At 69.2% G+C, this 22407-nt stretch carries 22 protein-coding genes and 7 pseudogenes; 6 read left to right on the top strand and 23 right to left on the bottom strand.

What is annotated here, in order from left to right; translation table 11 throughout:
- Positions 1–12: 12 nt before the first annotated feature.
- Positions 13–966 (bottom strand): PD-(D/E)XK nuclease family protein, encoded by a 954-nt coding sequence (locus QQK48_RS11820; RefSeq protein WP_284328581.1) that lies wholly within the window; start codon positions 964–966, stop codon positions 13–15.
- Here QQK48_RS11820 and QQK48_RS11815 point away from each other — a divergent pair.
- Positions 953–1339 (top strand): hypothetical protein, encoded by a 387-nt coding sequence (locus tag QQK48_RS11815; RefSeq protein WP_284328580.1) that lies wholly within the window; start codon positions 953–955, stop codon positions 1337–1339. The genes QQK48_RS11820 and QQK48_RS11815 overlap by 14 nt on opposite strands.
- A gap of 64 nt (positions 1340–1403) precedes the next feature.
- Here the strand turns inward: QQK48_RS11815 and QQK48_RS11810 are convergent, their stop codons facing one another.
- Positions 1404–2774, bottom strand: a complete 1371-nt coding sequence (locus QQK48_RS11810) for a UvrD-helicase domain-containing protein (RefSeq protein ID WP_284328579.1) — start codon at positions 2772–2774, stop codon at positions 1404–1406.
- A gap of 49 nt (positions 2775–2823) precedes the next feature.
- Complete coding sequence (locus QQK48_RS11805) at positions 2824–3273, bottom strand: DUF3152 domain-containing protein (protein WP_284328578.1); 450 nt, start codon at positions 3271–3273, stop codon at positions 2824–2826.
- Between the two features lie 257 nt (positions 3274–3530).
- Here QQK48_RS11805 and QQK48_RS11800 point away from each other — a divergent pair, with 257 nt between their 5' ends.
- Positions 3531–3692 carry a hypothetical protein gene (locus tag QQK48_RS11800; RefSeq protein WP_284328577.1) on the top strand — a complete coding sequence of 54 codons (162 nt, stop codon included), beginning with the start codon at positions 3531–3533 and terminating at the stop codon, positions 3690–3692.
- Between the two features lie 106 nt (positions 3693–3798).
- Positions 3799–4018, top strand: a pseudogene (locus QQK48_RS11795) (DUF3107 domain-containing protein).
- 6 nt (positions 4019–4024) lie between these two features.
- On the opposite strand, the gene QQK48_RS11790 reads toward QQK48_RS11795, so the two are convergent.
- The 12 genes and pseudogenes from QQK48_RS11790 to QQK48_RS11735 form a co-directional block, all read right to left on the bottom strand.
- The gene (locus tag QQK48_RS11790) at positions 4025–4480 is read right to left on the bottom strand and encodes a hypothetical protein (protein WP_284328576.1); all 456 of its coding nucleotides are present in this window, start codon (positions 4478–4480) and stop codon (positions 4025–4027) included.
- A 180-nt stretch (positions 4481–4660) separates the two neighbouring features.
- The gene (locus QQK48_RS11785; protein WP_284328575.1) at positions 4661–5167 is read right to left on the bottom strand and encodes a gluconokinase; all 507 of its coding nucleotides are present in this window, start codon (positions 5165–5167) and stop codon (positions 4661–4663) included.
- 20 nt (positions 5168–5187) lie between these two features.
- Positions 5188–6186, bottom strand: coding sequence for an ABC transporter permease (locus QQK48_RS11780; protein WP_431308341.1), 999 nt, complete (start codon positions 6184–6186; stop codon positions 5188–5190).
- Position 6187: 1 nt separating this feature from the next.
- A pseudogene (locus QQK48_RS11775) lies at positions 6188–7174 on the bottom strand (ABC transporter permease).
- Positions 7171–7990, bottom strand: a pseudogene (locus QQK48_RS11770) (ABC transporter ATP-binding protein). Before QQK48_RS11770 ends, QQK48_RS11775 begins: the two co-directional pseudogenes overlap by 4 nt.
- Positions 7987–8887, bottom strand: a pseudogene (locus QQK48_RS11765) (ABC transporter ATP-binding protein). The pseudogenes QQK48_RS11770 and QQK48_RS11765 overlap by 4 nt, the downstream one beginning before the upstream one ends.
- A gap of 456 nt (positions 8888–9343) precedes the next feature.
- A pseudogene (locus QQK48_RS11760) lies at positions 9344–9646 on the bottom strand (ABC transporter substrate-binding protein); the annotation flags it as partial.
- A complete protein-coding gene (locus tag QQK48_RS11755) occupies positions 9643–9948 on the bottom strand; it encodes an ABC transporter substrate-binding protein (RefSeq protein WP_284328573.1) in 306 nt (101 codons plus the stop codon). The gene QQK48_RS11755 and the pseudogene QQK48_RS11760, both read right to left, overlap by 4 nt.
- 16 nt (positions 9949–9964) lie before the next feature.
- Complete coding sequence (locus tag QQK48_RS11750; protein WP_284328572.1) at positions 9965–10378, bottom strand: ABC transporter substrate-binding protein; 414 nt, start codon at positions 10376–10378, stop codon at positions 9965–9967.
- Positions 10300–10647, bottom strand: coding sequence for a hypothetical protein (locus QQK48_RS11745; protein ID WP_284328571.1), 348 nt, complete (start codon positions 10645–10647; stop codon positions 10300–10302). Before QQK48_RS11745 ends, QQK48_RS11750 begins: the two co-directional genes overlap by 79 nt.
- A gap of 94 nt (positions 10648–10741) precedes the next feature.
- Positions 10742–11428 carry a glycoside hydrolase family 3 C-terminal domain-containing protein gene (locus tag QQK48_RS11740; protein ID WP_284328570.1) on the bottom strand — a complete coding sequence of 229 codons (687 nt, stop codon included), beginning with the start codon at positions 11426–11428 and terminating at the stop codon, positions 10742–10744.
- Entirely contained in the window at positions 11358–13148 is a 1791-nt protein-coding gene (locus QQK48_RS11735) for a glycoside hydrolase family 3 protein (RefSeq protein ID WP_284328569.1), read from the bottom strand. Before QQK48_RS11735 ends, QQK48_RS11740 begins: the two co-directional genes overlap by 71 nt.
- Positions 13149–13314: 166 nt before the next feature.
- Here QQK48_RS11735 and QQK48_RS11730 point away from each other — a divergent pair, with 166 nt between their 5' ends.
- Both QQK48_RS11730 and QQK48_RS11725 read left to right on the top strand, forming a co-directional pair.
- Positions 13315–14055, top strand: coding sequence for a TetR/AcrR family transcriptional regulator (locus QQK48_RS11730; RefSeq protein ID WP_284328568.1), 741 nt, complete (start codon positions 13315–13317; stop codon positions 14053–14055).
- Positions 14056–14256: 201 nt separating this feature from the next.
- Positions 14257–15866: pseudogene (locus tag QQK48_RS11725) on the top strand (DEAD/DEAH box helicase).
- Between the two features lie 142 nt (positions 15867–16008).
- On the opposite strand, the gene QQK48_RS11720 reads toward QQK48_RS11725, so the two are convergent.
- From QQK48_RS11720 to QQK48_RS11690, 8 genes and pseudogenes are all read right to left on the bottom strand, one after another.
- Positions 16009–16446, bottom strand: a complete 438-nt coding sequence (locus tag QQK48_RS11720) for a carbohydrate-binding protein (protein ID WP_284328567.1) — start codon at positions 16444–16446, stop codon at positions 16009–16011.
- A gap of 144 nt (positions 16447–16590) precedes the next feature.
- Positions 16591–16971: pseudogene (locus QQK48_RS21885) on the bottom strand (Ig-like domain-containing protein); the annotation flags it as partial.
- Complete coding sequence (locus QQK48_RS21880) at positions 16968–17300, bottom strand: hypothetical protein (protein WP_431308340.1); 333 nt, start codon at positions 17298–17300, stop codon at positions 16968–16970. The pseudogene QQK48_RS21885 and the gene QQK48_RS21880, both read right to left, overlap by 4 nt.
- A complete protein-coding gene (locus QQK48_RS11710) occupies positions 17269–18804 on the bottom strand; it encodes an Ig-like domain-containing protein (protein ID WP_284328565.1) in 1536 nt (511 codons plus the stop codon). Before QQK48_RS11710 ends, QQK48_RS21880 begins: the two co-directional genes overlap by 32 nt.
- A 40-nt stretch (positions 18805–18844) precedes the next feature.
- Positions 18845–19015 carry a hypothetical protein gene (locus QQK48_RS11705; RefSeq protein ID WP_284328563.1) on the bottom strand — a complete coding sequence of 57 codons (171 nt, stop codon included), beginning with the start codon at positions 19013–19015 and terminating at the stop codon, positions 18845–18847.
- Complete coding sequence (locus tag QQK48_RS11700) at positions 19012–19512, bottom strand: glycoside hydrolase family protein (protein ID WP_284328562.1); 501 nt, start codon at positions 19510–19512, stop codon at positions 19012–19014. Before QQK48_RS11700 ends, QQK48_RS11705 begins: the two co-directional genes overlap by 4 nt.
- Positions 19430–19894, bottom strand: coding sequence for an RICIN domain-containing protein (locus QQK48_RS19995; RefSeq protein WP_348523789.1), 465 nt, complete (start codon positions 19892–19894; stop codon positions 19430–19432). Before QQK48_RS19995 ends, QQK48_RS11700 begins: the two co-directional genes overlap by 83 nt.
- A 1103-nt stretch (positions 19895–20997) precedes the next feature.
- On the bottom strand, positions 20998–21804 hold the full coding sequence (locus QQK48_RS11690) for a glycoside hydrolase (RefSeq protein ID WP_284328561.1): 807 nt from the start codon (positions 21802–21804) through the stop codon (positions 20998–21000).
- A 178-nt stretch (positions 21805–21982) separates the two neighbouring features.
- Between QQK48_RS11690 and QQK48_RS11685 the strand changes: the two genes are divergently transcribed.
- Positions 21983–22402 carry a GNAT family N-acetyltransferase gene (locus tag QQK48_RS11685; protein ID WP_284328560.1) on the top strand — a complete coding sequence of 140 codons (420 nt, stop codon included), beginning with the start codon at positions 21983–21985 and terminating at the stop codon, positions 22400–22402.
- Positions 22403–22407 lie beyond the last annotated feature (5 nt).

Here is a 22407-nt window from a genome sequence, read left to right as displayed (position 1 = left end):
TCGATGGTCACCTCAAATCGTGCCTCGAGCCTCCACGGCATCCACGGGACTCGATCCCAGGTAACTGGCGAGGCGCCACACCATCGCCTCCGCCTTCTCGCGGAGCATCTTGTCGGGGAGGGTCTCGGTGCCCGCGAGTTCGTGCCAGCGGGCGTCGAGCGCTTCCATCAACTCGTCGTAGGTGCCCGCGGGATGCTGCTGCGCGAGTTCGTGAATCAGCGTGCCGAGTTGCTGCTTCTCGCTGTCCTGGCCCACGCCACCCGCGCTTTCCAGCGCCCAGCGCAACGCACACCGCTCGACCGCTTCGACGCGGGAGGGAGACACCCTCACGGGCTCATCTGGGGCAAAGTAGCCCTCAGCGGTCGACGGCTCGGCGACGCCACTCCACGACCGCGGGTGTGCGCCGGAGACATCCCGCTGAGCGAGCAGCGCCAGCGCGGCGGCATACCCGGAGCGAGCCTCGGACTCCGCGCTCGCACCATGGGCGCGCAGGGTCGCGACGGCGTGTCGCAGGTCGGACACGCGCGGCACGGTGCCGGTCGCCTGTGGCTCCACACCCACCGCGGTGGACAACCAGTCGACGAAGCGCGACGGGCGCGTGTCCTCATCCTCGACGCAGGCGACGACGACGCTTCGGCGCGCGCGGGACACGGCGACGGCGAAGGCCCGAGCCTCGTCGTCGAGGACGGTACGGCGTGCGGCACGGGCCAGTTGCGACCGGCGCTCGGCGTCGAGCGGTTCTGGGTCCGCCCGGTACGCGAGGATCTCGGACAGGTGCTGGGCCCCCAGCACGGAGTCGCGCAGTCGCAGGTTGGGCCACACCCCTTCCTCGACTCCGGCGATCACCACCACGTCCCACTCGCGGCCCGCGGCCGATGCTGGCGTGGCGAAGGAGACGGCATCGGTGCCCTGAGCCCTCGCCCCCAGGCTGTCGACGGCGAATTCCTGCGAGGTGAGGTGGTCCACGAAGGCTCTGCGCCGTGGCGCCTCGCATGCGCTCCTCGACGTTCTGGGCCTCGCGCAGGAGCGCGATCACGGCGTCGAGGTCGGCATCGTCGCGCGCCGAGCCCGCGAGCGCGGCGGCCTTCCACCGGTCGGCAAGGTCGAGCGTCTGCCACAGCGTCCAGATCACGCGCCGGGGTGCCGCCTGCCCCTCGGCCACCGCGTCCCGCGCGGCCGCGACCGCTGCCGCCGCGCGCTGTGCCGCCCGGGCTTCAGGTCCGCCAACACTCGCGAAACGCGCGGGGTCACTCATGGCCTCGGCGAGGAGGTCGCCCGCCGGTCGCAGCCCGCCGGCCTCGCGATCCTCGCGCACCAGTGCGCGGCGCAGGCGGCGTAGCGCCACGGGGTCGAGGCCCACCAGGCGGGATGCCAAGACCGCGGTCGCGAGGTGCTCGTCCCATTCACGCGCGCCAGCCGCGACGAGCATCATGCCAAGAAGCGGCTCGATGACCGCCTGTTCGTGAAGCGCGACTCCGTCGCCGAGCGACTCGCACGGCACGTCCGCAGACAGGAGGTCCTCGCGGAGCGCCCGCAGTTGACCATTGGAGCGCGCGATGACCACCATGCGATGCCACGGGACCGGCTCCGAGTCGAGCCCGTGCCTCGAGCGCCTGAGCGCCGCGGCGATCGCACGCGACTGCGCATACCGGTGAGGGGCCACGAGAATTTCGGCGGGAGGCTCCGGCGTCTGCGCCGTCGTGCTCGGGCATCAGGTCGCTCGACGGCCTGCGCGCCGAGCCCACCGACTGCGTCCCAATCCGCGCCACGATGTCGTCGACGGCCTTCGCAAGGGCCTCGGGCTGGCGGTGATTCGTGGTGAGCCGAACCAGCGAGGCATCAAACGCGTGCCTCCCCGCTGCCTTCGTCGCCTCGCCGAGGGCCGAGGGAACGGCGCCTCGGTAGCCCTGGACGGATTCGTCGGCGTTCCCGACGAGCGCCACGCGGGCTCCGACGTGCGCCATGGCCTCCACGAGCGCAATCACCGCTGCGGTCGCGTCCTGGTAGTCGTCGACGATGACCAGGTCCCACTCGGGCGCCGGCCCCCATGCGGGCTCCCACGTATCGAGCGCCACTGCGGCCTCCCGCGCCACCCCCGCCGGGTCGTAGCGCAGACCCTGACCCTCGAGTAGGGTGCGCCACATGACGTTGTCGAGGTACTCGCCGAGCACTTCGGCCGCGGCGGCCCACTCGCGGCGCCCGGTACGTGCAGCGAGATCGCTCAGCCCCTCGGGGTCGAGGCCCGCCTCGGTGGCACGCATGATGAGGTCACGCAGTTCCGCGCGAAAGCCAGGCAGCAGCGTCGCCTCGTCGGGGACGACGTCGCGCCAGTCAGGGCGCGAGCCCTCGCCGCGGGCGTGACCGGCGAGGAGGTCGCGCAGGATCGCATCCTGGTCCGCACCAGTGATGAGGCTGGGAGGGGGCTCGCCCTCACTCTCGGCGCGCGCGGCGAGGATCGCGTGAGCCACCGAGGCAGCCGTGCGCACCACGGGCACGCCGGTGGCCTTGTCGACGGCCGCGGAGACGACGTCGCGGAGCGAGGCGGCTGCCGCACGGGTGGGGGCGAGGACGAGGAGTCGGTCCGGGCGCACGCCCGCGGCCACCGCCCGTGCGGCTGCCGCGGCAACAACGCTGGTCTTGCCCGAGCCGGGCGGACCCACCACAACCACGTTGCCCGGCCCCTCCACGATGCTGGTCACGGCCGCGTCCTGGTCGGCATCGAGCACGATGGCCGCACCCCGACGGGTGGGCTGCACGAGTGCGATCAGCGACATGGCCCTACCTCACCACACGCCGCCGACATCGCCGGGCGTGGCACGCGCGCTACTCGTCCTCGGTGCTAGCGCTGGGTGCGACGGATGGCTCGTCGCTCGCTACCGGCTCGTCCGGCCACGGCCACGGGTTGGCGTCGCACTCGTCGGACAGGTCGGTCTGGTCCACCATGACGGCTGCCCTGCCGGATGAGCACACCGCGTCTTCCTCACCGAGCACGTGTCCCACGCCATGGTTGACGAGGTACTCCCGAGCGGCCGTGCGGTCCTCTGAGAACGCGGCAAGCCCTGCGGCCCAGTCGTATTGCGACACGATCACGAGTCCCTCGTCGGCACAGGTCGAGGCCGCGCTGACCTCAGGGCTCGGGGTCGGCGATGGCGAGGTCGTGGCCTCCGTCGCGGCGCCGATGCGCGCGGCCGCGTGCGGCGTGGGGCACCTCAGCGCCGCCGTGTAGGGGCTCGCGATCACGATGCGGAGGTCGGGCGCTCCGGTGGTGGGCACGAACTCGTATAGGCCCTTGGCGCCCCAGCCTGCGGGGGTCGTTGAGCGTGTCGAGGACGAAGGTCGACAACGCGTCGCCGTCCATCGTGAGGCCGTCCTCGGTCTCGACCCGCACCCACTTCACCGACTTCGCGTCTCCGGTGGGCTCGGCATCGGTCGTGACCGTGTGAAAAGTGCCGTCCGCGGTTTCGGGCACGGTGAGGGACACCAGCCCAGCCGTGGCATCGGCCTCGTCGAGGTCACGCTCGATGGGTTCCATGGGCGCGACCGACACGTCCGGAGCCGGAGTGTCGGAGGGCGACGGTGAGGCCGTGACGGACGGATCGGGCGCAGCGAGCCTGGTCTCCGACGAGGCTGGTCCCCCATCCGACGCCGATGCCGAGCGCGAAGGCGCCCACCACGATGCCTGCGACCACTAGGGCGCCTCGGGGCGTGATTCCCCTGCCCGCGAACAGTCGCTTCTCCTCGTCCATCACCCCCTACGATAGTTGCCAGACCTCAACACCCCGACCTTGGGAGGACACCGTGGAGATTCGCATCGGCGTGCAGAACGTGGCGCGAGAGATTGTCATCGAGACGGAGCCTGTCCGGCGACGAGGTCGCCGCCAAGGTGGCCGATGCGGTGGCCGGCGCCACGCTCGACCTCACCGACGCGAAGGGCCGCCGCGTGGTGGTTCCCGCTGGCTCGCTCGGCTACGTAGAGATCGGCGAAGAGGCTAAGCGCCGCGTGGGCTTCGGGGCCTAACCCCCGTCAGTCCTGGTCGGAGGGCAGGTAGACGGTCGATCGGCGGTCGACCGTCGCCACCTCGAGACCGTGCTCCTCGAGCGCACGGCAGAGGGCCCACGGTCCCGAGACGTACAGCGAGTCCGAATAGCCGGGCGCGCCGATCATCCAGTCGCGCGACGCCGGTATGACGGCGACGGGAAAGAACAGCGCGTCTCCCGCCCACGTCAGCAGGCTTTCCAGTGGTTGGTCTGCCAGCCGCACATGTTCGCCATCGTGCCAGCGCGTAGCGCCGTACGCGAATGCGATCGGCCGCGCGCCAAGCGAACGCCACAGCCGATCCTCCGCATAGACGTCCCAACTCACGAGGTCGACGTTCCCGCCCAGCCCCGTCTCCGCGAGCGCGGCAAGCAGTCGCTCGACGACGTCAACCGGCACAGCGGCCGAGCACGGGAACAGGTCTCGTCTCTCGTGATCCGGCACCAGGCTCCTGAAACCGCGCGTCGGCGTCGAGCCTCGTCGACGCGCGCGACATCGCGCCACGTGAGCAGCGTGTCGCCCTCCCCTCGATGGGCAGGAACACCCGCGTCATGGACTCCGCGTCGACCGGCCCGAGGCTCGCGGCGTGGCCGCGCACCGCACCCGTGACCGGCCACCAGTCGTTCATCGCCCCGCGGACTCCACAATCGAGCGCGCCACCAGCGCGGCGCCCGCGGGGTCGTAGTTTTCGACGCGGACGGTGCCACCGATCTCCTCAGCCTCCAGCGCCTCGAGGGTCGCGTACTGCGAGTCCAGCAGCCCGGCACCGGCGAAGTGGCCGTCGCGCTTGGCGCGCAGGCGCACGCGCGGTTCCAGCACGCTTTGCGGCGCGGCGAGATGGACGAACACCACGTCCTCACCAGCGATGTCCCTGATGCAGTCGCGATAGACCCGCCGCAGCGCCGAGCAGGCGATGACTGCACGGTCGCGGCCCTCCAGCCACTCCCCCACGCGGGCGAGCCACGGCCAGCGGTCCTCGTCCGTCAGGGGCACACCCGCCGCCATCTGTGCCACCGCATCGGCCGCATGAAGGTCGTCCGCGTCCATGAACTCCGCCTTGAGCGCATCGGCGAGGCGCATGCCCACCGTCGTCTTGCCGCAACCGGTGACACCCATGACCACAACACGCATGGGTGTCACCGTAGCGGCGCTCACTCGTCCGTGGGTGCAGTCCGCACGGCGGTGACTCCCGACGAGGTCGACAGCCCCTTCTTGCGCATCGCACGCGCCCTCTCGCCCGCGGACCGCAGGCGGGGGTTGACGTACTCATCGATACCAAAGTTGATCAGCGACAGCGCCATGCCGAGCAGCGCAATGCAGACTCCGGCGGGGATGTACCACCACCAATAGTCCGGAAAGGCTCCGTTCTGCTGCGCCCAGAACAGGATGGTGCCCCAGTTGAGGTTGGTGATGGGGATCACCCCGATGAACGCCAGCGTGGTCAATCCGAGGACGGCCGCGGTGACCGTGCCCACGAAGCTCGACGCGATGATGGCCGTGAGGTTGGGCAGCATCTCCACCGCGATGATGCGGTGCAGTCTCTCGCCGTTGGCCTTGGCTGCCTGGACAAAGTCCCGATGCCGCAGCGACATGGTCTGGGCGCGCAGCACGCGCGCTCCCCACGCCCAGCCGGTGATGGCGATGACCGCGGAGATCAACACAATCGACGGGTCTTCGTACTGCGACGCGACGATGATGATGAGCGGCAGCCCCGGGATCACGAGGAACACATTGGTGAGGGCGGACAGCGACTCCGACTTCCAGCCGGAGACGTAGCCCGCGGTGACTCCCACGATGACGGCGACCAGCGTCGCGAGGACACCGGCCACGAGCCCCACGATGAGGACGCCTCTGGTGCCGTAGACGATCTGACTGAAGACGTCCTCGCCCATGTGGGTGGTGCCGAGCCAATGCTGCGCGGAGGGTCCCTGCCGCAGCGCCTGGAAGTCCTTCTCGAGCGGGTCGTAGGGGGCGATCCACTCGGCGAAGACCGCGAGGACCACGAAGAAGCCCACGATGACGAGACCCGCGATGGACTTGCCATTGCGGAACATCGCGAACGAGGCGCTGACGCGACTGGCCGCGGTGGGGCGCTTGGGCTCGGTGGGGAGGGCGCCGTCGGAGGCGTCGGGAATGGAGGTGAAGGTCATGTCAGGACTCCATCTGCCGGGTGCGGGGATCGAGAATCGCGTAGGCGACGTCCGCGAGGATGTTGGCCAAGAGCACCGCGAGGGTGATGACGAGGAACAGTCCCTGCATCAGGGGGTAGTCCTTCGCGTTGGTCGCGTCGAGCAGGAGCCTTGCCGAGGCCCGGGTAGGAGAACACCATCTCCATGACGAGCGTGCCGCCCACGATGAAGCCGAGCGACAGCGCGAACGACTGCAACTGCGGCAGCACGGCGTTGCGCGACGCGTACTGGGTGAGGACGCGACGCTGTCGAAGGCCCTTGGCTTGCGCGACGGTCACGTAGTCCTCGTCGAGGACGGTGACCATCATGTTGCGCATGCCGAGGATCCAGCCACCCAGCGAGGACACGATGATGGTCAGCGCGGGGAGGGTGCCGTGCGCGATGACCTCGCCGATGAAGTCCCACGACAACGCGGGCACCGAACCCTTGTCATAGGCGTGCGAGGCGGGCAGCCAGCCCAGGGTGGTGGAGAAGATCGCGATCACCACGAGCGCCATCCAGAAGTACGGCACCGTCGAGAAGAAGGTGGCGAACGGCACCACCCAATCGGCTCGGGATCCGCGACGCCAGCCGACCACGGACCCGAGCGTGGTGCCCAGGAGGAAGGCTCACCACGGTGGCGAGTCCCACGAGACCCACGGTCCACGGGATGGCCGAGGCGATGACCTCAGACACAGGGGCGAGGCCGTTGGAGAAGGACACTCCCAGGTCGCCGCGCAGGAGCCTGGCCCCAGTAGTCGAGGTACTGCTGCCACAGGGAGGCGTCGGAGTCGAGCCCGAAGAGCGTGCGCAGGGAGTCGATCGCCTCGGGGCTGACCTTTCCCTGATTCTTCTGCAGGTAGGCCGTGACCGGGTCGCCCTTGAGCATGCGCGGCAGGAAGAAGTTGATGGTGATCGCCGCCCAGGCGGTGAACAGGTAGAACGCCAGGCGGCGCAGGAGGAATCTCACGACGCATCGCTCCTCGTGGTCGCCTCGCCAGCGGGACCGGCGAAGTGCTTGTCGGGATCGGGCGACGCGTCACGTAGCGCCCTCGTGTACTCGTGTTGGGGATTCAGGATCACGTCATCGGCGGGGCCGCGCTCCACCACGACACCGTGGTGAAGCACCATGATCTGGTCAGAAAAGTGGCGCGCGGTGGCGAGGTCGTGGGTGATGTAGAGGACGCCGAGGTTCGACTCGCGCTGGAGGTCCGCCAGGAGGTTCAGGACGCCCAGGCGGATCGACACGTCTAGCATGGACACCGGTTCGTCCGCGATCAGCAACTCGGGGCGCGAGGCAAGCGCGCGGGCGATAGCCACGCGCTGACGCTGACCGCCGGAGAGCCTCGTGCGGACGCCTGTCGATGGTGGCGTCGGGATCGAGCCGCACGCGGGTGAGCAGGCTGCGCACCTCGTCCTCGATCTGGTCCTTGGGCACCACGTGGTCAAGTGCGAGCGGGCGCGCCAGGTGGTGACGGATGGTGTGATACGGATTCAGCGACGCAAAGGGGTCCTGAAAGACCATGCGCACGCGCTGGCGGTAGCGACGGAGCCCACTCCCGCGGCGCGGGATCGGCTCGCCGTCGAGGAGGACGTCTCCGCTCGTAGCGCGCTCCGCCTGCGTCAGGATCTTGGCGATGGTCGACTTCCCCGAGCCCGACTGGCCCACGAGCGCGATGGTCTGGCCCGAGGTGAGGGTGAAGCTCACGTCGTCAAGCGCGAGCATGTCGCCCGCACCGCGCACGTGGTAGCGCTTGGAGACGCCCTGGAACTCAAGCGTGGTCATGAGGGGTCCTCCTCGGTGGCGCCGGCATCGACGGCCGATGCCTGGGCCGCGTCGGGCGCCTTGTCGGTGCCACGCACGAAGTCGCCACGGTCGCCGGTGAGGCTGGGGAAGGACCCCAGCAGGCGCTTCGTGTAGGGATGCTGCGGGTCGCGGTAGATCTGCTGCGCGGAGTCGATCTCGACGATCTGTCCGTCCTTCATCACGGCGATGCGGTCGGAGATCTCCAGCAGCAGCGGAAGGTCGTGGGTGATGAAGATGACGGAGAACCCCAACTCGTGTCGCAGCGCGCTGATCTGCTGGAGGATTTCGCGCTGCACCAACACATCGAGTGCCGTGGTGGGCTCGTCCATGATCATGAGTTGGGGCCGCAGGGCCATCGCCATGGCGATCATGACGCGCTGGCGCATACCGCCCGAAAGTTCGTGCGGGTAGGACCGCAGACGGTCACGGCCGACGCCCACGACGTCGAGCAGCCTTCCGCACTCTTCACGGCGCTCGGCCTTCGACATGCGCGGCCGATGCGTCGTGAAGACGTCGTCGAGCCTGGCTGCCGATGGCGAGCACAGGGTTGAGGGCGTTCATCGCGCCCTGGAAGACCATCGAGACCTTGTCCCAGCGGAAGGCCCGCATCTGGTCCTCATCGAGGGCGTTGATCTCGACGTCGTCCCCGGAAGCGTCGTGGAACACGACGGAGCCGCCGGTGATGACGGCGGGCGCCTTGAGCAGTCGCTGCACGCCGTAGGCGAGGGTGGTCTTGCCACAGCCGGACTCACCGGCGAGGCCAAGAATCTCACCGCGGGCGAGTTCGAGCGAGACGTCTCGCACGGCTTCCACGGGAGGCTCCACGTCGTACACGACGCTGAAGCCGTCAATCGTGAGCAGAGGGTCGGAGGTCACGCAGGTCTCCTTGAATTGTGCGGGCGGTGGGGCCGGGTGCCATCCCCGGCCCCACCGCAGGGGGCGTCTGTCGCTCGCGGGCGTGAGGCTCGTGAGGATCTTGACGGTGGTGGGCTGGGTCGGGTCGGCGTTGACGTACGGGTCAGCGTCCGAGGGCCACCCCACGTAGTTGCGGGTGTTGAACTCGCTGATGAACGGGCGGGTGCCGATCGGGATCGCCGGCACGTCCTCGACGAAGATCTGCTGGACCTCCTCGAGTGCCGTGGCGCGCGAGGCGTCGTCGGTGGCCGTCGCGTAGGCGTTCAGCGCCTCGGTCGCTTTCGGGTTGTCGTAGCGGCCGAAGTTGTAGTTCGCGGCCTCGCCCACAGGCATCAGCCAGCGGCCATCCATGATGTTGCTGTAGATGTCGTAGGGCGTAGCACCCGTGTCCGTCCAGTTGAGGACGGCCTGGAAGTCACCGTTGGAGCGGTCGGCCCACCAGGTGTCGACGTCAGGCGTGGCGACGGTGGCCTCGACGCCGAGCGCCGCGACCGAGTCCGCGATGAGCGAGATGCCCGTCACGTAGTCGTTCCAGCCCTGCGGCACCTGGATGGTGAACGTGACGGCCTCGCCGTCGGGGTTCATGAGGGCGTCGCCCTCCCACGCGTAGCCGGCCTCTTCGAGAACGGCCCTGGCTCCGTCGACGTCGACCTCGTAGTTGACGCCCTGGTACTCCTGGTTGATGAAGGCGTCACCTGCGGGAGTGGGCAGTCCGGTCACCGACGTGGCTCGGGCACGCCGCCCTCACGAGCGATCGCCTGGTGCTGAGTGCGGTCGACGACCATGTTCACGGCCTTGCGGAAGGCCAGGTCGTCGAACGGAGCGGTGGTGGTGTTCACGAACATCGTGTCGATGCCGAGGCCAGCGGGCGCCCAGTAGACGTTGTTCTCGTCCTTGTCGAGGTACGCGGACTGCACGTTGGGGATGAACGCCTGTGCCCAGTCGGCGTCGCCGTTCGCGAGCGCGGTGGTGAGCGCGGTGTTGTCGTTGTACGACACGTAGAACAGCGTCGGGACGGCCACCTCGCCACCCCAGTAGTCATCGCGGGCGTCGAGCCTGCACCGACTGCGAGGTGAACTGGGTGAGGGAGTACGGTCCGGTGCCTACGGGGTCAAGGTTGACCTCGGCGGTCGGGTCGGCGACGCCCTCCCAGATGTGCTTCGGGACGATGAGCTTGTGCAGCACCTTGTCCTGCTTGACGTACATCGGCGCCTGGAAGCTCAGGGTCACCGCGTCGCCCTCGACGGCCACCGAGTCGAGGCCGATGGCGGCCGCGTCGAGCTCGGGGAAGTCGATGAACTGCTGGAAGGTGAAGGCGATGTCCTCGACGGTGAAGGGCTCACCGTCGGACCACGTGACGCCGTCCTTCGCCGTCAGGGTGAGCGACGTGTAGTCGGCGGACCACTCGATGGTGTCCGCGAGCCACGGCTCGACCTCGGCGGAGGGGTCCACGAGGTTGACGATCGCCAGGGGCTCGTACAGGGCGTTGATGTAGCCCAGGCGAGGGCGGACGAGTCACCAATCCACGGGTTGTTGGACTCCGTGGTGATGGCGCCGTCCGGCTTGGCGATCGTCAGGGCGGCGCCCGATGCGGTGCCGCCGTCGCCGCCGGAGCCGCTTGCGCTCGGGTCGGTGTCGGGGTTGTCGTTGCCGCTGCACGCGGTGAGCGTCAGCGCGGTGGCCATGCTGAGCGCCACGATCGAGGACTTCCTCATCCTCATGTCTTCCTCCTTGAAGAGCGGCCCGGCGGCGCCGGAGCCGTGGTGTGGTGACTCACCGTCGGTGAGCCGTGCTGGCTGAACCTCTGAGAACGGATCAGGGCGTGGCACCGAGGGGTACGCAGACCACCCCTCGAATGTCTCGCACCGACCGCCCCGTGTGCAGGCGATACTCGCCCTCCGGCAGGACCCATGCGTCCTGCCGCACATCCCATGTCTCGAGCACGCGGCGCGGGATCCGCACCGTCACGCTCGCCTCGTCGCCCGGTGCCACGGTCGCGGCGGCGTGGCCACCGAGCCATCGGACGGGGCGGTCGTGGTCGCTTGCGGGCGCCTCGACGTAGACCTGAACGACCTCGCGCCCCGCACGGGCGCCGGTGTTACGGACGACGACATCGACCTCGACGCCCGCGTCGGTGACTCGTGCCTCGCCGAGCGTGTACTCCCAGCGGGTCCAGCCGAGGCCGTGGCCAAAGGGCGCGGCAGGTGTGGCACCCGAGCGTTCCCACGCGCGGTAACCGACGTGGACGCCCTCGCGGTACTCGACGACGCCGTCGATGGGCACCGCGTGGGGAACGGGGACATCGTCCGTCCGAGCGGGCAGTGTCCACGGCAGTCGCCCCGCGGGCTCAACGACGCCCGCGAGGATGTCGGCGAGCGCGTGTCCCGCCTCCTGGCCGGGGAACCACGCCCAGAGCACGGTCGTGGCCTGCTCAAGCCACGGCAGGAGAACCGGTGCACCTGCGTTGACGACGATGACGGCGTTGGGGACCTCGGCGAGCACTCGGGTGACGAGGCTCGTCCTGGCGTCCGGGCAGTGCGAGCGTCTCGCGGTCCCAGCCCTCGGATTCGCACTCCTCGTTGGTGCCGACGACCACCACGGCGAGGTCGGCCGCGCGAGCGGCGGCCACCGCATCGGCGATTTCCTGCTCGTCCGTGCGCCGGGGAAGGGCGTGGCGAATCTCGGCGCGCACCATGCGGCCGTAGCCCGCGGCGTCGATGACCTGGTGGCGGCTCTCGATGCGCGCGGTCCGCGCGGCCACGATCTCCACCTCGACGGGCACCCCATCGGGGGTGTTCACCGACGAGTCGAGCACGCAGTCCACGCCGACGCGTCGGGTGCCAGTGGAGGCAAGGACGCCGTCGATGCGCGTCTCGTGGATCCCCACCGTGCCGACGGACAGGACATGGACGCCGGGCTCCTCCACCGCCACGTCGGCAGTGAGGACCACCTCGACCGCGGTGTCGGGGATGTCGCGGACCCAACCGTCGTGGTCGGTGATCCGGTCCTCGCGGACCGTGGAGCCCTGGGCATCGAGCCACCGGGCGGTGAGGCCATCGGCGGTCCGCGCGGCGACATCGAGCCGCGGGGCGAACACACGAGGGTCGCCTCCGCGCTCGGAGACGATGGTGGCGTGGGGCCAGCGCGCGGCGAGGCCCTCGAGCGGCGTCACCACATGCTCGGGGTGCACGGTCGATGAACCGCCTCCCAGGACGTGGGGGCGTTCGGCGTTGGCGCCGATCAGCGCGATCGTCGAGGGCGCGGGGCGGTCCCACGGCGCGTCGGTCTCGGGTGCACGAAGGACCACGGTGCCCGCGGCGGCCGCGGCGCGGGCAAGCGCCGGCAGGTCGCGCTGCACGGTGGGGTGCGGCGCGGGCGCGAAGGCGCCCACGCGGTGGGCGAGCAGCAGCACCCGCGCCACCTTGTCGTCGATCTCTGCAACCGAAACCGCGCCGTCGCGGACAGCGGAGAGGAGGCCTTCGGCCCACGGTCCACCGGGGCCCGGCATGACGAGGTCGAGCCCGCCCGTAGCCGCCAGCACCGTGCGACGGGTCGCCTCCCAGTCGGAGACCAGGACCCCGTCGAAGCCGAGATCGCCCTTGAGGAGGTCGACGTTGAGGCGGCGGTGCTCGGTCATCGGGGACGTCTCGACACCGTCATCGACGCCGTTGTAGGCGGCCATCAGGGACCAGACGCCGGCGTCGATCGCGGCTGCGAACGGGGCGAGGTAAACCTCGCGAAGCGTCTGGGCGTCGACGCGGGAGACCATCGAGGTCCGCTCGGTTTCGGAGTCGTTCGCTACATAGTGCTTCATGCAGGCGGCGACGCCCTGGCTCTGGATGCCCTGCACGAGCGCAGCGCCGATGGCCGATGTCAGCGCGGGGTCCTCGGAGAAGCACTCGAAGTGACGGCCGCCGACGGGTGTGCGCTGAATGTTGACCTGAGGGGCGAGCACCACGTCCACGCCGTGCTCCCGCGCCTCCTGCGCGAAGGCCTCGCCGACAGCGGTCGCGAGGTCGAGATCCCATGCGGCAGCGATGCCTGACGGGGTGGGCATCAGGATGGACGTCTCGCCCTCGGTCTCTCCGAGTCCGCGCACTCCCACGGGGCCGTCGGAGAACGAGATGGACCGCATGCCGATCTCGGGCAACGCGATGAGCCGCCACATGGTGGCACCGGTCAGCAGGCTCGACCTTGCGCTCGAGCGGAAGTTGCTCGGCACGGTCGCGGCAACCCTTGAGCGTCATGCTCGTCGGCTCGGACGTCGTCGTCACGGCAAGGCTCCTCGTCGTCGGGGATCAGGGCCTGGCGGCCTCGTTGCGACTAACTTACAATGCTGTCAGTAAGTAACAAGCACGAGGCGGGCATCGATACCGTTTCGTGACCTCATGACACCGCGGGAACGGCCCGCGAGACACCGCCCTAGACTCGGCCTGACCGCTCGACGCACCCGCGCCGGCCGCGACGACCACCGCAACGAGGATCACGATGGCGACCACCAGACGACAACTCCCCCGCGTCCCGAGACGGCCGCGCGGCGTCGAGAGATCCTCGCCGCGGCACTGGAGATCTTCGGCGCGAAGGGCTACAACAACGGCCCCCTCGCGGAGATCGCGGAGCAAGTGGGGATGACCCACGCCGGGATCCTGCACCACTTCGGCTCGAAGGACCGCCTCCTTGTCGAGGTGCTGCGCTACCGCGACGAGTCGGACGTCGAGGGCATCGAGGGTCAGCACATTCCCGACGGCACCGAACTCTTCCGCCACCTCATCCGCACCGCCTTTGCCAACCAGGACCGCCCCGGCATCGTCCAGGCGTATGCCGTCTTGTCCGCGGAATCCGTCACCGACGCCAACCCCGGCCGCGAGTACTTCGAGGACCGCTACCGCGTCCTCCGCGGCGAGGTAGTGAACGCCTTCCGCGCCATGTGCGCCGAGCGCGGCCTCGAGGACCCCGTGCAGGTCGAGCGCGCCGCGGCGTCCATCCTCGCCGTCATGGACGGGCTTCAGGTCCAGTGGCTGCTGGATCCCACGCAGGTAGAACTCGCCGCATCCAGCGCCTTTGCCATCGAGGCCATCGCGCTCCAGGCGCTCGACCCCCGCCCCTCGCCGTTCGACTCGGAAGCGTGACGTCTCAGGCGGCTTCACGCACGACCATGGCCTGCTCGCGCGTCCTACGCGTAGAATGGTCCACGACCCGGGGCTGACCGGTCGTCATGTGAAGCGCGGCGCCGCTGCAGACAGCGAAGGCCGTATGCGTTGGATGGTTCGCGATCGGCTGCCCGCCGATCCCGCGCGACCCCTCGCGCACGCACATCCAAAGAGGACCACATGACAGACACGCATGCCAGCGTGCATACGCCCGATCAGACTTTCGGCGATTTCAACGTCAACCCCGCCATCGTGGAGGCTCTCGCGTCCGCCGGCATCGTCGCGCCGTTCCCCATCCAGGCCATGACTCTGCCTGTCGCGCTCTCGGGGCACGACATCATCGGCCAGGCCAAGACCGGAACCGGCAAGACGCTCGGCTTCGGCGTGCCGCTGCTGCACCGCACCGTCTCCCCCGGCGAGGACGGCTTCGATGAGCCTCGCCGAGCCCGGAAAGCCGCAGGCCCTCGTGGTCGCCCCCACGCGTGAGCTTGCCGTGCAGGTCGCGGGCGACCTGGAGACGGCTTCCAAGAACCGCTCGACCCGCATCGTTCAGATCTACGGCGGCCGTGCCTACGAGCCCCAGATCGAGGCACTCGTCAAGGGTGCCGAGGTCGTGGTCGGCACCCCCGGCCGCATGATCGACCTGCTCAACCAGGGTCACCTCGACCTGCGGTTCGTGCGCACCGTCGTCCTCGACGAGGCCGACGAGATGCTCGACCTCGGCTTCCTCCCCGACGTCGAGAGGCTGCTCGCCGCGACCCCCGCGTCGCGTCACACCATGCTGTTCTCGGCCACCATGCCCGGCGCCGTCGTGGCGCTGGCTCGGCGCTACATGACGCAGCCCACCCACATCCGCGCGGCGGACCCCGACGATGACGGCGCCACCGTCAAGGCCATCAAGCAGGTCGTCTACCGTGCCCACGCGCTCGACAAGATCGAGGTCCTCGCCCGCATCCTGCAGGCCAACGGCCGCGGCCGCACGGTGGTGTTCGCACGCACCAAGCGCACCGCAGCCAAGGTCTCTGACGAGCCTGCGCGACCGCGGCTTCGCGGCGGGCGCCATTCACGGCGACCTGGGTCAGGGTGCTCGCGAACAGGCTCTGCGCGCGTTCCGCCACTCCAAGATCGACGTGCTCGTCGCCACCGATGTCGCGGCGCGAGGCATCGACGTCGAGGACGTGACCCACGTGGTCAACTACCAGTGCCCCGAGGACGAGAAGACGTACCTGCACCGCATCGGCCGCACGGGCCGCGCGGGCAAGACCGGCACCGCCGTGACGTTCGTCGACTGGGACGACGTGCCGCGCTGGAGCCTCATCAACAAGGCGCTCGACCTCGGTTTCCCCGAGCCCGTCGAGACCTACTCGTCGTCCGCGCACCTCTACACCGACCTCGAGATCCCCGAGGGCACCAAGGGCCGCCTGCCGCGCGACAAGCGCACGCTCGAGGGACTCGAGGGCGAGACGCTCGAGGACCTCGGCGAGACCGGCAAGAAGCCGTCCGGCGGAAGCCGTGGCGGCCGTGACGGCAACCGCGAGGGTGGCCGTGGTGGTCGCGGTGGCCAGGGCGGAGACCGCTCCGGCGGCCGTTCGGGCGGCAACCGCAACCGCAGCCGCTCGGGCGGCTCAGGTGAGGCATCGGCAGCAAGCCACGAGCCCAAGGCGCCTCGCTCCGAGGGCGGCGCCACCACTGAGGGCGACGGCGCACCCCGCCGCAACCGCAACCGTCGTCGTCGCCGTTCCGGCGGCCAGGGCGGCGCGAGCCAGGCAGCGCCCGCCCAGGAGGGCTAGACCTCAGTAGACCGAGGGGCGGCATCGTCGAAGGACGGTACCGCCCCTCGGCGTATCTCCGGAGGGGAAGAGGCCGATGCCGTCGTCGAGTTCCGCGCAAGCGGTCTCGGCTCCACGCGGAACCGAGACCGCTCGGGTGAGTTTACGAGGCGGCGGGCAGTGCCCCCAGGTCCTGCCACGGACCCCACTGGCCGCCGGGCTCGGTGCCTCGGGTCCACCACCGCGCCTGCCAGAGGTGACCATCGAAGGCGACCTGATCACCCGCGACGTACACCGTGCTTGACGCCCACGTCTCGACCGTGGACTCACCACTGTCGACACACGCGCCACGGTCCTGCCATGGGCCGCTCGCACCACCCGGCACGGTGCCACGGGTCCACCAGGCGGCCTCATAGACGCGTCCGTCGTAGACGACGCGGTCACCCGCGACGTACACCGCGCTCGCCGTCCACTGCGTCACGTCGCCCGCCGTGCACGTCTCGAGGGCTCCGACTCGCGCCCACGCACCCGCCGCGACGGAACCAGGGACCTCGCCCCTGGTCCACCACTGGGCCGTGTAGACCGCGCCCTCAAATGTCACCTGGTCGCCCTTCACATAGGTGGCGGAAGGGTCCCACGCGAACGGCAGGACCGTCACCACGACAGCGTCGGCGAGCGCCGCATCGGCTCCCGAGGTCGCCGTGATCGTGACCACTCCCGGCGCGACGCCCAACACCACGCCGGACGCGCTCACCGTCGCGATCGAGGCGTCGGATGTGGCCCAGGTGACCGTCGCATCGGCTCCCGCGGGCGTAGCCGTTGCCGACAGCGGGATCGACTCGGCGGCCACGACGCTCGCCGGGCCCTCGACGGCGATACCGTCCGGTGCGGCCACGACGGTACCCGCGGCGACGAGCCTCGGGGATCTTGAGGTAGGAGCCCGGGGTCGCGAACGTGATCCGCAGGCCGATCGCGACGACGGGGTCGAACGCCACCACGCTGGCAGAGCCCGCAGGCGACACCGCGGCGTCCTGTGCGGTGGTGCCGTGCCAGGCGCCGTCCGTGCCTTGGTAGACGACGCTGACGGAGTCAATCTCGCCCTCGCTCGCCGTGAACGACACCTCATCCAGGCGCAGTGCAGTCGCCGCCTGGATGGTGAAGTCGACCGCGTCGCGCCAGCCCTGCTGCGTCCACGTCGACCACGCGGTTGATGCTGAGCCGTCGCACGCGAGCGTCGCGGGCAGCGTCGAGTACTCCGTCTGGTGGAAACTCGCGCTCACCTCGCCTCCCTGGCACAGGCTCACCGGCCCGTCGCCGGGAATCGTGACATTCGTGATCTTCACGTACGAGCCTGGCGTCGAGAAGGTCAGACGCAGCCCGCTCGCCCCCACCCCATCGAAGGCTCACGGTGCTGACCGTGCCATTAGCGCCCAGCGCCACAGCCGGGTTGCTCACGGGCGCCCACTCCCCCGCCGGGGTGCGGTACTCGACGGCGACAGACCGGATGACGCCCTCCGCGTTGGTAAAGGTGGCGCCGTCGACGTCGTAGGTGAGCGGCGTTGTCACCGTCAGGACCGCGGTGTCGCGCTTGGTCCCCGAGGTCCACGTGGACCACGCCGTCGAAGTCGAGGCGTCGCAGGCGTTTGCGGCAGGTAGCGTCTCGTACTCCGTCTGGTGGAACGAGCCGGTCACGGTCGCGCCGCTCGCACGGCACAGATCGGTCGCACCCGGCGTGCCCCAGATCTGCACCTCGGCGATCGACTGCCAGGTGTTCGTCTCGGTGGTGAGTCTCAGGCGCAGGCCGCTCGTCGTGGGCAGACCGGAGGTGTCGAGCGTCACCACCGGTGCACCGTCGCCCAGGCTCCTGAGAGACATCCACCGCGACATCCGATGCCGCCCAGGCGCCTGCAGCGTCGCGGTACTCCACGGCGATGCGGGATGGCCACGTCGCGCCACCGTCGGCATAGGTGTGCACGACTACCTCATCGGCCCGCTGAGGCGAGGCCCAGGCGAACGCCAGGGTCGAGGCAAGCGGGTAGCCGGATCCGGTCCAGTCGTCCCACCCCTTGGCGGCGGTATCACCGTCGGTGAGCGTCGCGGCGAGCGATGTGCGGCTCGACACCGTCACCGTCGACGCACCGGCGAGGTTCACCATGCCGTAGTCCCATACCCGCACCTCGCGGGTGAAGGCGCGGCCGGCCCCGAAGGAACCGTCTGCGTCAAGCGTGCCCGTCAGGGTCACGACCCCCAGCCTCGACAGGTCGGCGTCCTCCCAGGTCACGCCTACGGTGGACGCGACGCCATCCGTGGTGACCTCGACCGCGTCGGGCAGGACCTCCGCGGGGTCCGCGCCTCGCCTCACTGTCTCGGGCAGGCTGTCGTCTGCCACTGTCCAGACGCCCTCGCCAGCACCCTTGTCGTCCCAGTAACTCTCGTCCCAGCCGTCACCCCAGCGTTCGGGGTCCTCGACCGCGGGGTTTCGCATCTCGAGACGCCCACCCTCGCCGATGGTGATGGGCAGCCACACGTACGTAGAGTCCGACGCGCCAGCGTTCCAGCGGTCGCCCATGTAGACGTGCTTGCCTGGGGCAAGCGTCACGACGTTGGTCGACTGCGAACCGAACGTCGTGCGTCGCGTGTCCCCGACCGACAGGAGCCCGTCGCCGCCCTCCGGGATGGAGTTGTAGGAGACGTTCTCGTAGGCGTCGTCCGCCTCGACACCGCGGATCCACGTGCCGAGGATCTCGTCGGCCGAATGGTAGGTCTGCGGGTTCGGGGCCCAGCCGGTCGCGCCGGAGGCGATCACGTAGTACTTCCCGCCCTCGGTGAAGAGCGCAGGCGCCTCCAGGTGGCCGCATTCCTTGACGATCTGGAAGTCGACGCCGCGCACGGGAGCATCTGCGCTGCCGTCGGCAAACAGATACGGGTAGGTACCGTCCTCGGAGTACTGGATGCCCACCGCGTCCTCTGTCGTGGTGCGCTCGACGTTCGTGTACGAGTCATTGAGCCTTCGCGATGTACAGAGAGTTGTTCTCCTCGGACGAGTACACGAGGTACGCGGTCCCGCCATCGTCCTGGAACACGGTCATGTCGCGCGCCTGACCCGGCACCGCAGAGGCGGTGCAGGCCTGATAGTTCTCGCGGTTGTACATGCGGTAGGCGCCCGTCATGCGGAACGGCCCGGTGGGGCTGTCGGCCACCGCGACCGCGGCAAGCGAGCGGGCGTAGGTGCTCCCCCTGGCGTCATCCGCCCGTCGGCGTGCCACCACATGACCCACGTGTCGTCCCGCTCGTTGTAGAGCACCTTGGGACGCTCGAAGATCGCGGTCTGGTCGTCGGCCTGGGTGGTGTTGAGGTAGTAACCCACCTCGTCGACCCGTGCCTGGTCCACGCTGCCGTCGTCGCCCACGGTGTCGTAGAGGGCGTCGAAGTAGGGCTCCGTGAGTTCGGAGTCCGAGGCGACCGCGCGCATCGCGGTGCCCTTGTTGGTCCAGTTCATGAGGTCCGTCGAGCGGTACACGGCAACGCCGGGGCTACCCCAGTAGCCGTTGCTACGGTCCTCGCCGTACCAGTAGTAGACGCTCTCACCGCCCTCCTCGGCGGCGACGACGTCCTCCGAGTCGACGCCCAGCCTGCTCTGCGGTGACGCTGACGATCTGCCCGCCATGCGCCTGAATGTGCCGGCCGTCCGAATCAAACCAGTACGGCTGGAAGTAGTTCGCGGCGCTCGCGCCCGGATCCGCGAGCGGCTCGAATCGGCTGTAGATGGGCGGGTCGTCGGTGGAGGGGACCCCGTCGCTTGGCTCAGGCTCAGGGTCCGTGCCGGGGTCCTCGACCTCGGGGACCGCCTCGAGGCTCCACCGCTGATTGCCTCCGCCGTTCGACGTCCACGAGCCCACTCCTGCACCATCGGCGCTCGACTGCCCGTTGACGTCAAGCACCCGCGCGTCCGCGGCCGACACGAGCGCGAAGGTCGAGCCGTCCGTGGTCGTCGGAATCCACTGAAGGGACTCGTCGGCGAGCGCCTCGGCGAGCGTCGCATCAGCCATCACCACCGACGTGCCATCGAGCGCGAGGAAGGTACTATCGCCCGATTCGAGCGCCACGTGCTGGCGTTGCGAGCCCTCACCCGAGACGCCGTGAACGGTCCACGACTGCGCGGCGACGCCCGCTGTGCTGGTGTCGACCGAGTCGATCACGACGGCGTCGCCGTCCACCGTGAGCGGCTTCCCGCTCTGGATGCCTTGAAGCTGCACGCTGTCGCCGTCGCGGAACGCGGGCGCCTCGGCGGCAACCCCCGAGACGCCGTTCACCACGAAGGTAGTCACGGACTTGGCCGGGACGGTCAGGGTCGCGGAACCGGTGGAGGGATCCACTGCGACGGCGGCGCCGCTGACCAGGGCGTTCGCTGTGGTGTCGGAGGCGGGCGACTCGGTGGTGACGATGGGAGTCACCGTGGCACCGGCCTCGATGTTGCCGAACAGCGACAGGTCGAGCGTCACAGCGCGTTCCTCGTCGCCGTCGTTGACGTGAACGATCGCGGCACCGTCACCTTCCGCGGCGACGGCCGCGGTGGTCTGGCCGTCATTCGTGGGAATCAGGCGGTCGCCCGGCTCGATGTAGTGCGTAAAGTTCCGTGCGGTGTTGTAGGTCGCGTTGGTCGAGACGCCACATGAGGGGTCCGCGTCGCCATCGGCAAGACGCCGCTCCGAGTCGCCATCGGCATTGCAGTCAAAGTCGATGAAGACGCTTCCCCAGTTGAGGTTCTCGACCTTCTCCATGTTGTACAGGTCCTCGACGGGCTGCCAGAAGACCCATGCGGAAGGCTCGAGCTCACGCAGGTCATCCACGATCCGCGTGGCAAGGCCCAGCCCGTTGTCGATGTTGGTGAGGTTGAATCCGGTGCCATCCCAGTCGCCGCCCACCTCGCTCATCCATAGTGGCTTGTCGCTAGACTTTGCCACGTCACGGGCCACCATCCGGTCGCCCGTGCCATAGGTGTGGACGTTGAGGCGCGCCACGGCATCGCGCGACTGACCGCTCCACCCATTCCAGTTCGTGACAAAGGTGCTGGGGTTGGTCTCGTCCATGGCGGCAATCGGCACGTCCGTCGCCGTACCCGGCTCCGCAAGACGAGACGCGAGCGCCTGAATCATGGCGTCCTGGGCCGCGGGGCCGATGTGGGCGCCCTCCTGTCGGCTCGCCGTGGTGGGCCAGCCGTCGGCACCGAGCCGCGTGGACCAGTAGTTGGTGTTGGGCTCGTTGAACGGCTCCAAAGAATCGAAATCGATGCCGTGTGCGCTCTCGAGGCTCCTCCACAACGGTCACGAGGTAGTCGGCGAACGCGTCCATGTCTTCGGCCGCGAGCCTGCTCAGAGGAGCCGTTGTTGATGCCACCGGAGACGAAGCCACTCTCGGTGAGGAAGTAGGGCGGGGAGTTCGAGAATGCCTCCCACGTCGTGATGGTGCCCGCGAGCGCATCGAGCCACCAGCGCTGCGTCGCGTCGGCGTCGAGGTTGTACGAGGCAGGGTCGTCGCCGTCCCACACTGCCGCGTAGCGGTCGCGATCGGCGTACGTCGCGGTCACCGTGCCCTCGTCATCCTCGGCCTCGAGGTCCGGGTTCCACCACCCCTCCACGGCGCCCCCGGGGCGCAGGTACGACGGAACGTCCGTCGCGTTGCCGCCGCCGATGTTGTATCGGGCGATGTTGAGATTAAGGCCGTCGTCACCAAACACCTTGTCGAAGAGGTCTTGGCGGACATCCGCCGGGTAGCCGCCTGTGGCGTTCGCGAACCACACGAGGCTGGTGCCCCAGCCCTCGAACTCGTCGCCGGCGTATGCGGGGTTGGGCGTGATCGTGACCTGCTCGGCCGCGTGCGCGGCGGTGGGAATCGCCACCATGGTGGTGCCGAGAAGCGCGGCAATGAGGGTCGCGCTGGTGATCGCTCGTCGAGACATCGTCGTCTTTCCGTTGGCGGTGGCCGCGTCATTGCGGCGGTGGTCGGGCGTCGAATGTTGACGTTAACATTCGGCGAGAGCAATCATAGGGACGTTTCGGACACCGTGACAAGGGTGGCTGCGACACTGGGGCCATGACAATCTCCCTGGCCCCCATGGGCATGGACAGTTTTCCCGCATGGCAAGAGCGCTGCCACGCCGCCTACACAGCGGATCTCATCGCGGCCGGGCAAGACCGGGCCTCCGCCGAGGCAGTGCCAGAGATGCCCTCGAACAAGCCTTCCCCGGAGGCGCCGACACGGCGGACCACGCGGCGTTCGACCTCGTGGACGATGGCGAAACTGTCGGGTACCTCTGGATCGGCCGCGACAACTCCGGGGACCCCTCCTCATGGTGGGTGTGGGATGTCCTCGTCGAGCCCGAGCATCGCGGAAAGGGCTATGGACGAGCGGCCATGCTGCTCGCCGAAGACCACGCCCGCGACAACGGCGCACGAACGTTGGGGCTGAGCGTCTTCGGGCACAACGACGCCGCACGACGCCTCTATACCTCGGTCGGCTACGACATCACTACGGTCAAGATGCGCAAGCAGGCGTAGTGACA

This window comes from Demequina litorisediminis (genome assembly GCF_030161615.1).
In the GTDB taxonomy this organism is placed as follows: Bacteria; Actinomycetota; Actinomycetes; order Actinomycetales; family Demequinaceae; genus Demequina; species Demequina litorisediminis.
Note: the sequence above shows the minus strand (reverse complement) of the source record. Positions and strands in the feature narration are given on the sequence as shown.